This is a genomic window from uncultured Rothia sp., assembly GCF_916715725.1.
In the GTDB taxonomy this organism is placed as follows: Bacteria; Actinomycetota; Actinomycetes; order Actinomycetales; family Micrococcaceae; genus Rothia.
The window spans coordinates 17,396-30,685 of sequence record NZ_CAKAPD010000008.1 but is presented as its reverse complement, the minus strand read 5'-3'; the positions used below and the strand labels follow the sequence as shown (position 1 = coordinate 30,685).

The window sequence follows — 13,290 nt, the reverse complement described above, 5'->3', positions numbered from 1 at the left end:
TTCCCCTATCGCGGGGGGCTAGTACCCAACATCAGACCCGGTAGAAATACACCTGACCTGCAGATACTCTTCGCTACCCTGCGTGGCGGGGTGCAGGCTGTAGATCCCCTCGATGCGGCGGCGACCGTCCCGGTGTTCCAGGTGGATAATGCGTTCAAAAGCCGTCGCCGTATGTAGAGCGACCGTTCTACTATCCAGTCCGGCGAGCGCACCTAAGGCGCACAAACGCAGGGGCACCGCCTGCGCGCTATTGGCGTGCAGGGTCGTTCCAGCACCGCGGTGACCGGTGTTCATGGCGGTCAGCAGGTGCACCACCTCCGCGCCGCGACACTCACCCACCACGAGCCGATCCGGACCCATGCGCAGCGCCTGCACAATCAGCTCGCCCAACCCAATTTCGCCTGCGCCTTCGGAGTTCGCGGCACGGGTTTTGAGGGCGACCACCTGCTCATGCTGCGGCGCGAGTTCCGGGGTGTCTTCGAGCAGAATGAGGCGCTCCTGCGGCTTACACAGCCCCAGCAGGGCATTGAGCAGAGTGGTCTTGCCGGTGCCTGTGCCGCCGCTAATCAGGAACCCGCGGCGTTCAGCAATCATGCGGCGCAGGTAGGCGGCGGTCGCCTCATCGCACAGCCCGGCGACCTGCAGCTGCGCCAGGGTGGGGCGCTCGCGGGAAGGTAGGCGCACGGAGAGCCGGGTGCGTTCGCTCAGCGGCGGGATAATCGCATGGATTCGCCTACCGTACTCGTCGCTGATGTCAGCCGCCGGATGCGCGGCGTCCAGCTGCCCACCGTGCCTGCGAATGAGCCGCTCGGCAAGGTCACGCACACGCCGCTCATTGCCTAGGCTCAGCGCCACGGGGCGAGTGGTGCCGTTGATACCCACCCAGATATCGCAGGGCGAATTCACGTAAATATCGGTAATCGTTCCGGAGCGTTGCCCCTCGTCAAGGAGCAGGTCGAGGGCGCCGAGGCCGTAGAGTTCCGCGGCGAGGTAGCGTAGCGCAGTCTGCCGGTTGACGGGCACGTATTCCACGCTGGGGTAGCTCCAGGAGGCGGGCGCGGACGGCGCAGCTTTGGCGCGGAATTTTCGGAGCTTCGCTGCATTGCTTCCGTCTGCGCCCGTTCCTTCTGCGTTCGCGTTCCCCCAGGCATTCCCCTGGCATCCGCCGTCGATGGCGTAGATTGCCTCGTCCACGGCATTTTCGAGAATCTCGCGGAGGGGCTGGGATTCCTGGAGCAGTCCACCGTCCGCAGCACTCGCAGTGTTTGCGCTGCCCGCGGCGATTACACCCTCTGCGGGCGCGCGCTCCGCTGCCGTCTCAACCCCGGCGCCAAATCCACCGCTAAAACCACCGCTAAAACCGTTCAGGGCGATAGCGCTCATCTGCGGCGAGCGCAGGATTAGCTCGCGGGCGTGCAGGGCGACGGCGCGGGCGCGGTAGTCTTCGGGGATGAGCAGGGCGGGCAGTGAGCGCGCACCTGCATTCTGCGCACCCAGTCGATTCGTTCCCTGCACCTGCGTGCTTGGACTCTGTGTGCTTAGATTCTGCACGGCGCTGGTCGGGTAGCCATTGGGACTACCGGTGTTGCTGGCGGGATTTCTGGTGGGGTTCATGGCTCTAGGAGAGCATTGCGCCCATCCTAAATTTTTAAGAGAATGAGCGTTCTGTGGATAACTCCTCGCGCACCCCGAAATATCCACGATGCACGCGCCCCAAACGAACAAAACGCACGCATCCGGCGCTTTTATGACAAACCGCGGCGCGTTCTGCCCTCTCGCACCCACAGTACTTTTCGCACGTATCCCGTGCCCGCTCATCCGCAAACCGCGCGCCTTCGCACCCGGTCACCGATAATGGAAGAATGTACGTTCTACTCAGTCCTGCCACCGGCGCGGGTATTACCGCCCAGACCGGCACCCCCGCGCACCCGGTCACCTCGGCTATTGCCGCGGGTGCTTCGCCGCGCGGTGCCCAGCCGGTGACGTCGTGGGGTGCTTTTCATTTTTCGGCGCCGACCGCTGAGCAGTTGCAGGACCCGACCTTTATTCCGCGGATTACGCGTGCGGACCGGGTGAGTGCGGCGAATCTTCCGGCGTATGTGCGTGAGGTGGAGCGTCAGGCGTCCGAGTCGGCGGAGGCGCGTTTTCCGCGCTGGATTTGGGCTGATACCCGCCACGTTGACCCGCTGCTTCTGCACCGCGGGGTGCGGGTGCATCTGTGCCATGATTTGCGTCTGGTGCAGCGAATTTTGGCGACTGCCGCTACGCATCCGAGCGATTTTGTGGAGTACAGCCCGGTGCTGGATCTTGCTGATCTGCGTGAGGCGGTGGAGCCTCAGGGGTATCTGCCGGTGGCGCGGCAGATTCAGGGTCAGGAGGAGCTGTTCGGCGCTGATTTTTTGAGTGCCCCCGCCACCTCTTCCGCCGCACCCGCCGATTCCTCTGCAGATTCCTCCCCCGATTTCCTGGAGGCGGCACCCCATGAGCCTTTTGCCCAGCAGTTGGCGGCGGGCCCGGTGACTCTGCTGCCGGAGCATCCGGTGGTGCGTGTGCTGATGCGTGAGTGGCTGGCGCAGGCGCGCGCTATTAGTGAGTCGAGGCACCCGGAGCGGCTACGTCTTTTGGCGGCGGCTGAGTCTGCCGGTGCGTTGGTGGCGGCTGAGATTGGTTATTACGGCATCCCGTTTAATGTGCAGACGCATCATGAGCATCTGTGCGAGTTGTTGGGCCCGCGCCCGGTGCCGGGTGAGCGTCCGCAGAAGATGCAGGAGTTGGCGGAGCAGATTCAGCGCATGCTGTTTATGCCGTCGTTGAACCCGGATTCGCCGCAGGATCTTTTGCGCGCTCTGCAGTCTGCGGGGGTTTCAGTGAAGTCTACGCGATCATGGGAGTTGAAGAGTTGGGCGGATGCGATTCCGGCTCAGCGGGATAAGCGTTGGGCGCTGATTGACCCGATTCTGCGTTATAAGAAGCTGTACCGCATTTGGACTGCTAACGGCTGGACGTGGGCTGATACGTGGGTTTCTGAGGGTGCGTTCCGCCCGCATCTTGAGGTGGGTGGAGCCGCGACCGGGCGCTGGGGCGCTTCCGGCGGTGGCGCGCTGCAGCTTCCTGCGGAGATTCGTCAGGCGGTGCAAGCGCCGGAGGGTCAGGTGCTGACGGTGACGGATGGCTCGCAGATTGAGCCGCGTATTCTGGCGGCGTTGAGCCGTGATGAGGCGCTCGCTTCGGCGGGTCGTGGCGCTGACCTGTATGCGGGTATTGCCGAGTTGGCGCGGCTGAAGGGTGTGGCTTTGACGGAGCGTTCCCACGCGAAGGTGGGTATGCTGGCGATTATGTATGGCGGCCGCAGCGGTGAGATTGGTGCCCTGTTGCCGCATGTGGCGGCGCTTTTTCCGCAGGCGATGGAGTTTACGGAGCGTGCGGCTCGTATTGGTGAGGCGGGCGGTCAGGTGACGACTTTTTTGGGTCGCACGTCCCCGCCGGTGGATGAGCGTTTCCGTGAGATTGTGGCTGATCGGTCTTCGCCGGCGGCTGAGTCGCGTGCCGTATCGACGGCGCGTGCGCACGGTCGCATGACCCGCAATTTTATTGTTCAGGGTACGGCTGCGGAGTGGGCTTTGTGTTGGATGGGCGCGGTGCGTTCTCGTCTGCTGTCAGAGCGGATTTTTGGTATGCCGATGCGCACCCGCATCGTGTATTTTTTGCACGATGAGCTTCTGCTCTGCGGTCCTGAGCTGGAGGCGGATCGCGTGGAGCGTATTGTGCGTGAGGGCGCTGCGGAGGCGGCGCGTCTGCTGTTCGGTCGGGTGCCGGTTGATTTTCCGGTGTCGGTGGCGCGAGTGCGCAACTACGCTGAGGGTAAATAAATAATCAGCGGTAAATAATCTGCGGTAAATAATCAGCTGCGCATAAGCGGCACCGTGCAATAAAAAAATAGGGGCGGCAGGTAACTTCATTCAAGTTACCTACCGCCCCTATCTGCGCACTATTCTGCTCCCTATATCCGCTGGTCAGGCGTTTATTCTGCGATAAGCTTTACTCCTCGTAGCCGGGTGCCGGGCGCATCTTTTTCTGATCCCAGGGCACGGTCCAGCCAAGCGAGTCGAAGATTCGGTCCAGCAGAATCGCGGTGAATCCCCACACCGTGAATTCTTCGCCGCCGGGCATACGCACCTCGAAGGCGGGGGTGCGGTGTGAGGTGCGGCCGCGTTTGACGTAGGCGGTGTGCCGGTTGGCGGGGTTGAGCAGGTCGCGCACGGGCACGCGGGCGATGAGCGCGGACTCGTTGTGGTCGACGACTTCGACGGGCACGGGGCTGTTCCACCAGCCGATGACGGGGGTGACCATGAAGTTACTGATGGGTAGCGGCAGGGTGTGCAGCTGGCCGAGGATCTGCACGCCGGCGGGGTCGAGCCCGGTTTCTTCCACCGCTTCGCGCAGGGCAGCGATGTGGGCGACGGGTTCGCCGGTGGTTTCGGCGAGCGCGTAGTCTTCGGGGTCGATTTTGCCGCCGGGGAAGGCGGGCTGACCGGCGTGTGAGCGCAGGGTTGCGGCACGTACGAGGAGCAGTACGTCCAGGTCGGCGCTAACGTTGTGGGGGCAGCCCTCAAATTCGCCGGTGGAGGGCGAGTTATCGAGCACGCCGAAGAGGATCAGCACGGCGGCTTCTTTGCTGAGGGGGCTGGCGGGTGCGCTGCGCAGCAGGGCTTGGACGTCGAATTCCACGCCGCCCTCTGCGAGAGCCGCCAGTGCCTGCTGGGCGGGGTGCTGTGCCTCCTGCTGGGACGTGTTTTCGCTCATCTGTGTACCTCTCTTCTGCGCGGCTGCACTCCGGTTCAGGTGCCGTTAGGCGCTGAGCGGGTAGCCTTCTGCCATGAGTTCGCGGCGGGTTGCGCCCTGCAGGAATCGCAGGTGCAGATCTTCTCGGCCGGGTGCCATTTCGTATTTCATGAGTTTACGTGCTGCTTGTTCGTTCGTCTCCCCAGCGCCATAGGACGGGCAGAGATCGGCGACGGGGCATACGCCGCAGGCGGGCTTTTTGGCGTGGCAGATGCGGCGGCCGTGGTAGACCATGCGGTGTGAGAAGAGCGTCCAGTCTTTGCGTTCGATGAGTTCGGCGACGTCTTTTTCGACCGTCTCGGGGGCGTCTGCGGTGGTGAATCCCATGCGGCGTGCGAGGCGGCCGAAGTGGGTGTCTACGGTCAGTCCGGGCACGTCGAAGGCGTTTCCGAGGACCACGTTCGCGGTTTTGCGGCCGACTCCGGCGAGTTCTACGAGCTCTTCGAGGGTTGAGGGAACCTGCCCGTTGTGGCGTTCTACGAGCTGTTGGGAGAGGGTGACGATGGAGCGTGCCTTGGCGCGGTAGAAGCCGAGGGACTGAATGTAGGGTTCGACCTCTTCGGTGCGTGCGGAGGCGAGCGCGGCGGCGTCCGGGTAGCGTGCGAAGAGTGCACCGGTGACGGAGTTGACGCGCACGTCGGTGGTTTGTGCCGAGAGCACGGTGGCGATGAGCAGTTCGAAGGGGTTGTCGAAGTCGAGTTCTGCGACGGCGTAGGGGTAGGTTTCGCCGAGGATGCGGTTGATTTTGCGGGCGCGGCGCACGGTGGCGAGGTGGCTTTCGGGTGCGCGTGCGTTGAGGCGGCGTGCGGCGGCTGCGGCCTTGAATTCGGGGACGAATCGGATCTGCAGGGGCGATTCGGTGTTCTCTGCCGCGCTGTTTTCTGCCGCAGTGTTCTGTGCCGTGGTGTTCTCTACTTCGGTGCGGGTGGCGTTCTCGGTCATAGCGCGAGGGTACCGGGCTTTGGGTGCGGGCGGTAGCGAGGTTCACCGTACTTAGCTCGTGGCGTTTCTCGCCCCTCCCCGTCATTTTCTGGGCAGTTCGCGCCGACTACCACTGAGCGGGCACCGGCTGTGCCACACTGGTTTTATGTCAGATACGATTTTTGTGCTTAATGGACCGAATTTGAACCTGCTTGGGCAGCGCCGCCCCGAGGTGTACGGCTACACCACTCTGCACGATATTGAGCGTATGGTGCGTGAGCGCGCGGCGGATCATGGTTTTGATGTTGAGTTTATGCAGTCGAATCATGAGGGTGCGCTGGTGGATGAGATTCAGCGTGCTCGTACTCGTGGCGCGGCGATTATTATCAACCCGGCGGCGTACACGCACACTTCGGTGGCGCTGCACGATGCGCTGGAGGCGGCTGAGCTTCCGGTGGTTGAGGTGCATCTGTCGAATGTGCATCGTCGTGAGCAGTTCCGTCATCATTCGTTTGTGTCGCCGCAGGCTACCGCGGTGATTGCCGGTGCGGGTGCGTACGGCTATGTCATGGCGGTTGATTTCCTCGCCCAGCATTTCGCGGAATAGCCCCGCCTACCCCCCTCCTTGTTAAACAGTTCAGGCTCCCGTTCCTCGCAAGAGGTTCGGGAGCCTAAACTTTTATCGCTATTTAGCGGCTAGTTACTTGCGGCAGGTGCCGGTGGAGACTGCGGCGGTGTTGTCGCCGCCTTCAGCCAGTGCCTGCTTGAGGGTGCTTGCGGTGATGGCGTAGCCGGTCTGGCCGCTGGTTGCCCTACCGAAGATCACGCCGACCACGTTACCGTTCTCGTCGAGGACGGGGCCGCCGGAGTTGCCGTGCTGCACGTCGGCTGCCAGCTGGTAGACCTGACGCATAGCGTTGGCGCGGCCGGTGTCAGCGTCGATGGTCTGGGTGTTGCCGATGCCCTGCACGGTGGCGGGCAGCGCCTTGAACGGGCCGCCCTTGGGGTAGCCCATGAAGGTCACGAGGCTACCTGCGGTGGCGTTGGTGCCAATGTTCAGCGGTGCAAGCGGCAGCTTGGGAACGCTGATGAAGGCGAGGTCCTGTTCGGTATCCATGTAGACGACGGTGCCGGGCCAGGTACGGCCGCGGGCGTCCTGCACGACCGGGGAGGTCACGCCGGCGACCACGTGGGCGTTGGTGACGACCAGGCCATTGTCCGCCACGAAGCCGGAGCCGGTGGAGGTGTAGCCGCACTGTTCTGCGGCGCCCAGAATCTCAACGACGGAGGCTGCCGCCTGGTCCAGTGCCGCGGATTCTACGGTCTCGGTGGGGGCGCTGGTTTCGGGGGCGATGAGCTGGCTGACTTCCGGAATGGTTCCGAAGGCGAGCACGTCATTGCGTACCGTGTTGATGCGGTCCTTGACGACCTCGGGGGTGGAGGCGACCATCCAGGAGAGGGTCTTGGAGTCGCTGAGCGCAGTGTTGAGCTGCGGGATGGGCACGGTGCGCATGGAGATGGTCAGCACGACCATGACCAGGGCGCAGGCGGCGAGGTTCAGCACGCCGCCGAAGAAGCGTTCTACGCCCTTGAGCGGGGTGATGTCGGTGACGCGGCGGATGGTGCGTCCGGCAACGAGGCCGAGCCACTGTCCGATGGTCAGGCAGATGATGAGCACGCCGACGGCGGTAATGAGGCTCCACTGGGATCCCACGGATGCCACGGCGAGGGGCACGAGCCAGGCTGCGGCGCAGACGCCCAGGCCCAGGCCGAGAAAGGTTCCGAGGGTGGTGAAGAATCCGCTGCGGACTCCGGCGAGGAAGTAGAGCAGCAGGATGATGGGGATAGCAATATCAAGCAGGTTGATGCCGGTCGTCACGACTAATTGCCTCCTTGGTGGGTAGAAGTGGTCACGGTGTGCCCATGTGATTGGTGCGGGCTGTGCCCGATGAGTGTGGTGGCACGCTGTACCCTGCGGCGGGCGTGACGGGCGGTTCCGGGGTTGTTGAGACCGGGTTCTGCCTCGTCGCATCGTACCGCGTGTGGAGGCGATGTGCCTCCTTGTCATGAGGGTTTGTCATGAGGGCGTCAGCGTGCTTGGTACCGAAAAAAGTACACACCTGAATGCTTGATATTAGGGGCTGAACCTGTGGGTAAGCTTTGAATTTTCTCGAAAGAAATAACTTTTGCTGTAAAGCGCCCTATATCGGAATGCATAAAGCGCCTTTTTAGGGTACGCTCATATCAGTTGAATATGTCACACTAGCTTGAGCCTTCTCACATTTCAGATGTTGAGACGCATGACACCGGTTCGGGCTCACTCACTGAACATTTACGAGCTTCGGCTCATCACCTCATATCTAGGAGAACTTTATGGATCTCGAGATCCTCCGTCGTACCCCTCTCTTTGCTAACCTCGACGATGCAGCTTTCGCTCTGCTGACCGATGACATTCAGGAGATTGACCTCTCCCGCAACGCTGTCCTCTTCTACGAGGGTGACCAGGATGACCAGCTCTTCGCTGTGCTCTCCGGTAAGGTCAAGCTGGGCCGCACCGCCGCTGACGGCCGCGAGAACATGGTCGCGATTATGGGTCCCGGTGACGTTTTCGGCGAGATGGCTCTCTTCGATCCCTCGCCCCGTTCGACCAATGCTGTGGCTGTTTCTGAGACTCGTCTGGCTGCCATCAAGCACGAGTCCTTCAAGCGTGCACAGCAGCTGGACCCCTCGATTTCCGATCAGGTTATTAAGACTCTGGCTCGCCGCCTGCGCCACGCTAACGAGGCACTGGCTGACCTGGTCTTCTCCGATGTTCCCGGCCGCCTCGCTAAGGCTCTGCTGGACCTGGCTGACCGCTTCGGCCGCCCGGCAACCGACGGCGTGCTCGTCGCTCACGAGCTGACCCAGGAAGAGCTGGCACAGCTGGTTGGCGCATCCCGCGAGACCGTGAACAAGGCTCTTGCCGAGTTCGTTTCCCGCGGTTGGATTCGCCTGGAGGCACGCGCGGTGGTCATTCTGGACCTGCCCCGCCTGCGCCAGCGTTCCCGCTAAAGACGCACGACTTAAAAAGATCAGGAGCCGTTTCCCTCTGCATGGGGAAACGGCTCCTGATTTTATTTAACGCTTCATCTCATGAGCGAGCGGATGCGGCAACTCGCTAGAGCACACCCATCGCGCCGGTGTACATGGATCCGGTCGTCGCCGGGACCACCTCGGTGAAGGAGAGCATGCACGCGCCATTGTGGGTCACGAGCACGGGCTTCTTTACCTCAATCTTGCGGCGCTTGGACAGCCATGCCACGGAGGTCTGTGCCTTCGCTAGCGATTCGAGCAGGCACATCACGCCGGGGGTGATGAGCTGGTCGAGGGTGCGGCCCACCGTGTTAGGCTGGCCGATGCGGTCGCCCAGTTCGCTGGTGTCCTTGGCTTCGAGTAGCTCACGCACGTTCAGCCAGTCGCCCCACACGCCCTTACCGAGCAGTAGCTTCGGGTCCTGGCCCACGGGCAGAGCCGTGCTGAAGTAGGCAATGTCGTAGCGCTTGAGGAAGAAGTCCGGGGACTGCCAGCGCGCCACGGGGCGCAGCAGGTCGGCGCGCACGCTCAAACCGCTGGAGGTCAGGAAGTCCGAGAAGCTCTTATCCTGAGCAGCGACCGCCTCGCGCCACGCCATGAGCTCGGGGGTGCTGGAGCGCTCCACCACATCCTGGTCGTCCTCACCGGCAAGTAGGATGCCGGTCTCTTCAAAGGATTCACGCACGGCAGCCATGACGCTGCGGCGTGCCTGAGTTACGTCAGAGAAGTGGAACTGTTCTTCCCAGTATTCGGCGCCGGGGCCAACCCAGGAGGCAGACTCATCATCACCGGGAAGAGCCGTACCGCCGGGGAAAGCCACCACGCCCAGCGGAGAGGTGCCGGGGCGGTAGGTCAGAATCGTTTCGAGGCCGTTGTCGCCGTCGCGCACAAAAATGACGGATGCCGCCGGGCGCATCGTGCAGCCGTTCGTTCCTTCGTTACCGCCTTCACGCCAGCTTTCGGCGGCGGTGCGCATGAACTCGGGAATCGTGTAGAGACGCTGAATGCAGGAGGTTCGCGGGTTAGCCGCGGACTGTCGACCGGTGAACATGCGCGGACGTTCCACGCCTTCAGCCGGGGTGGGGGTGCCGAAGCGGCGTTCCTGCACCGGCAGGGGCAGAGTCTTGATATCCTGCGATTCGCCGGATCCGTGACCGTCGATACCGTTCACCGTCTTTTGGGCGCCACTTTGTGCTGCCCGCTGAGCCTGGGCAGCACGAATAGCAGACAGCGGCAGCGCGCCGGTGTACAGATTAGACATATTCAACAATGATCTCGACCTCTACGGGCGAGTCCAGGGGAAGAACGGGAACACCCACAGCGGAGCGGGCGTGCTGACCTGCCTCACCGAAAATTTCGCCGAGCAGTTCGGAGGCGCCGTTAATGACGGCGGGCTGAGCGGTGAAGTTCACCTCGGATGCCACGAAGCCGACAACCTTCACGACGCGCTGCACGCGGTCCAGGTCGCCAATGACGGACTTGACCGCTGCCAGGGCGTTGAGCAGGCTGATACCCGCGTACTTCTTCGCATCCTCGGGGGTCACGAAGCCTTCAGCGCCGGAGTCGGACACCTTACCGGTTTCGGGCAGGGCGCCCTCGACGAAGGGCAGCTGACCGGAGGTGTACACGTAGGAGCCGGACGTAACAGCCGGAACGTAGGCTGCAACGGGGGCGGGTGCTACGGGCAGTTCGTAACCGAGTTCGCGGATACGTGCTTCAATACGGGATTCAGTCATGATTACTCCAGAAGGATGGCGGGTGATGGCACCCAAACGGTGATAGGGGAAATGCCGTAAATCTAAACGCTACTGATATTCAGGCAGCTGTTAAACGGCTAACCGGCGGCCTTCCTCATCTATTCCCGCGCTCCCCTAGTTAAAGGAGAGCCGGGATAGCGAGGTGACCGCCGGGTACGCTGCTCTTAGTCAGCCTTCTCGCGCTTAAAGTAGGCGATGGGGTTGCCCTGAGTCGGAGCGACCATGTTCGATGCGGGGGTTGCACCGGCAGGTGCGGAGGCGCCGGGCAGCACGGTGACGAGCTCCCAGCCATCTTCACCCCAGTTATCGAGGATTGCCTTGGTCGTGTGGATCATCAGCGGTACAGTTGCGTATTCCCATTTCTTCATACCCTCTAGCCTAGCTTTCAGGGTCGAATAAGTAAAAGGGATTTACTATGGTTTCGGTCAATGTCCGGGGCTTTTTGGGGCTTTATTCTCAGGACTGAGGCGCCCACCTCCCCGTGGGGCGGCGAGACGGGCTTCCTCTCACAGCTTCATGGGATAAACTGAATGAATGGCTTCATCTAAGAAAACCCGTGCGCGTCGCCGCCCGGGAGATTTTTTGCAGTTCCTCGCGTTCAGCGTGATTGCCGGTTTCCTTGCGGCAATTATTGTCGTACCCCCTGCTGTGAGCTTGGGTATGGTCACGAACGCGTCGATGTCATGGTTCCAGGACCTTCCTGACGACATTGCCGATGGCATCTCCTCCCGTCCTTCTACTATTTACGCTGCTGACGGCAAGACCGAAATCGCGACCTTCTTTGAAGAGAACCGTGAACCGGTCAAGCTGGATCAGATTTCTCAGCATATGAAGAACGCTATCGTCTCGGTGGAGGACCGTGACTTCTACAACCACGGTGCTGTCTCCGCTATCGGTATCGGTCGTGCGTTCCTGAACAACATCATTAACTCCAACAGCGGCCGCCGTCAGGGTGCATCCACCCTGACCCAGCAGTACGTTAACAACCTCATTGTTGACTCCGCTGTGGCTCGTGGTGAGGACGCTACCGCAACCCTGAACGGTAACAAGACCTACGGCGCAAAGATTCGCGAGATGAAGCTTGCGATCTCTATGGAGCAGAACAAGTCCAAGGACGAAATCCTTGAAGGCTACCTGAACATCGTGAACCTCGGTGGTTCGAACTACGGTGTTGAGGCTGCCGCACAGTACTACTGGGGTATTTCCGCTAAGGACCTGAACGTGGCCCAGTCCGCGCTTCTTGCCGGTCTGGTGCAGGCACCGAACGTGTACGACCCAACCGTGAACCCCGAACTCGCCCGTGAACGCCGCGACATCGTTCTGGGCACCATGCTCCGCGACGGCAAGATTACCGACAAGGAATACAGCGACGCCATCGCCAGCGACATTAAGCTCAACGTCCACCCCAAGTCCCAGGGTTGCTCCCTGGCAGGCGACAAGGCGTTCTTCTGCCGCTACGTGGTGAACTACCTGCTGCAGGACGAAAGCTTGGGCGCTACCGCCGAGCTGCGCAACACCGCGATTAAGCGCGGCGGTCTGAAGATTGTGACCACCCTGAACCCCGAGGCTCAGGTTGCGGCAAAGCAGGCTGTGGACTCCACCCAGCCAGCCGCCACCAACTGGAACGACGTGAACTCCGCGCTGACCAGTGTTGAGCCCGGCACCGGTCGCGTCATCGCAATGGCACAGAACACCGAGCTCGGTAGCCCCGCAGACGCAAACGACCACTCCAAGACCGAGTACAACTACAACGTTGATGTAGCGTACGGTGGTACCCCTGGCTTCCAGCCCGGTTCGACCTTCAAGCCGATTATTCTGGCTCAGTGGCTCATCAGTGGCCGCGGCGCTAACGCTACCGTGAACGGTACCCAGCTGTTCTGGCCCACCAGCTTCGGTTGGAACGCCAAGTGCTACGACGGTGGTAAGTACTACTACACCGGTCAGCCGAACGGCTGGTCCTACAAGAACGCAGTCAACGGTGGCCTAGGCTACAACACCGCGGCGTACGGTATCCGCCAGTCGTTCAACTCGTACCTGTTCGGCATGCTCTCCCAGCTGGACCTGTGCGATGTGCACGACCTGTCCATCAAGATGCACGCGCTGGACGGTACCGGCGAGCCGCTGCACAGCATCCCCGACCTGGGTACCAACATTGGTGGTACCAAGTACGGTATCTCCCCGCTGACCAGCGCATCCATGTACGCTATCTTCGCTTCTGAGGGTAAGTACTGCACCCCGCGCCCGATTGAGAAGATCACCAAGACTGACGGCGAGACTCTCAAGGAATACCAGAACCAGTGTGAGCAGGTTCTGGATCCGGACATCGCGAACGGTGTCAGCTGGGTTCTGAAGGGTGTTATCCAGCCCGGCGGTTCCGCTTCTCAGCGCGGTATTGGTCTGCCGAACGGTTCGGCTGCGAAGACCGGTACGAACGATAACTCCTCGCAGACCTGGCAGGTGGGTTACACCCGCGGCCTGTCCACCGCGTCTTGGGTTGGTTCTAACAACCTCGGCTTCCGTTCCCTGAACGGCGTGGCCATCAACGGTCGCGTGCTGAGCTATGTGGATGGTGCAAACTACGCTGGTGCCCAGTGGCAGACCTTTATGAAGGCCATCGCTCCGAAGTACAACACGAAGGACTTCACGACCCCCAGCGATAAGGTCCTGTCTTATAACTCCAACCCCAGCTAAGGCTGAG

Annotated in this window: 11 protein-coding genes; 4 read left to right on the top strand and 7 right to left on the bottom strand. The window is 61.7% G+C overall.

Annotated elements, in window-relative coordinates:
• Positions 1-18 precede the first annotated feature (18 nt).
• Entirely contained in the window at positions 19-1,614 is a 1,596-nt protein-coding gene (locus QZ822_RS05910; RefSeq protein ID WP_080974856.1) for a CpaF family protein, read from the bottom strand.
• Positions 1,615-1,862: 248 nt separating this feature from the next.
• Between QZ822_RS05910 and QZ822_RS05905 the strand changes: the two genes are divergently transcribed.
• Positions 1,863-3,869, top strand: a complete 2,007-nt coding sequence (locus QZ822_RS05905; RefSeq protein WP_294643269.1) for a bifunctional 3'-5' exonuclease/DNA polymerase — start codon at positions 1,863-1,865, stop codon at positions 3,867-3,869.
• 169 nt (positions 3,870-4,038) lie between these two features.
• Here QZ822_RS05905 and QZ822_RS05900 read toward each other — a convergent pair whose 3' ends face one another.
• Entirely contained in the window at positions 4,039-4,803 is a 765-nt protein-coding gene (locus QZ822_RS05900) for a CoA pyrophosphatase (protein ID WP_294643268.1), read from the bottom strand.
• A 45-nt stretch (positions 4,804-4,848) separates the two neighbouring features.
• Entirely contained in the window at positions 4,849-5,784 is a 936-nt protein-coding gene (nth, locus tag QZ822_RS05895) for an endonuclease III (protein ID WP_294643267.1), read from the bottom strand.
• A 145-nt stretch (positions 5,785-5,929) separates the two neighbouring features.
• Here nth and aroQ point away from each other — a divergent pair, with 145 nt between their 5' ends.
• Positions 5,930-6,370: a type II 3-dehydroquinate dehydratase gene (gene aroQ, locus QZ822_RS05890; protein WP_294643266.1), complete on the top strand. Its 441-nt coding sequence runs from the start codon at positions 5,930-5,932 to the stop codon at positions 6,368-6,370.
• A gap of 93 nt (positions 6,371-6,463) precedes the next feature.
• On the opposite strand, the gene QZ822_RS05885 is transcribed toward aroQ, so the two are convergent.
• The gene (locus tag QZ822_RS05885; protein WP_294643265.1) at positions 6,464-7,642 is read right to left on the bottom strand and encodes a MarP family serine protease; all 1,179 of its coding nucleotides are present in this window, start codon (positions 7,640-7,642) and stop codon (positions 6,464-6,466) included.
• 494 nt (positions 7,643-8,136) lie between these two features.
• Here QZ822_RS05885 and QZ822_RS05880 point away from each other — a divergent pair, with 494 nt between their 5' ends.
• Complete coding sequence (locus QZ822_RS05880) at positions 8,137-8,814, top strand: Crp/Fnr family transcriptional regulator (RefSeq protein WP_005504653.1); 678 nt, start codon at positions 8,137-8,139, stop codon at positions 8,812-8,814.
• A gap of 106 nt (positions 8,815-8,920) precedes the next feature.
• Here the strand turns inward: QZ822_RS05880 and QZ822_RS05875 are convergent, their stop codons facing one another.
• The 3 genes from QZ822_RS05875 to QZ822_RS05865 form a co-directional block, all read right to left on the bottom strand.
• Entirely contained in the window at positions 8,921-10,096 is a 1,176-nt protein-coding gene (locus QZ822_RS05875) for an NUDIX hydrolase (protein WP_294643263.1), read from the bottom strand.
• The gene (locus QZ822_RS05870) at positions 10,089-10,571 is read right to left on the bottom strand and encodes a RidA family protein (protein WP_049363379.1); all 483 of its coding nucleotides are present in this window, start codon (positions 10,569-10,571) and stop codon (positions 10,089-10,091) included. Before QZ822_RS05870 ends, QZ822_RS05875 begins: the two co-directional genes overlap by 8 nt.
• A gap of 185 nt (positions 10,572-10,756) precedes the next feature.
• A complete protein-coding gene (locus QZ822_RS05865; RefSeq protein WP_005504647.1) occupies positions 10,757-10,960 on the bottom strand; it encodes a hypothetical protein in 204 nt (67 codons plus the stop codon).
• Positions 10,961-11,126: 166 nt separating this feature from the next.
• Between QZ822_RS05865 and QZ822_RS05860 the strand changes: the two genes are divergently transcribed.
• Positions 11,127-13,283: a transglycosylase domain-containing protein gene (locus QZ822_RS05860; RefSeq protein ID WP_294643260.1), complete on the top strand. Its 2,157-nt coding sequence runs from the start codon at positions 11,127-11,129 to the stop codon at positions 13,281-13,283.
• Positions 13,284-13,290: the final 7 nt, after the last annotated feature.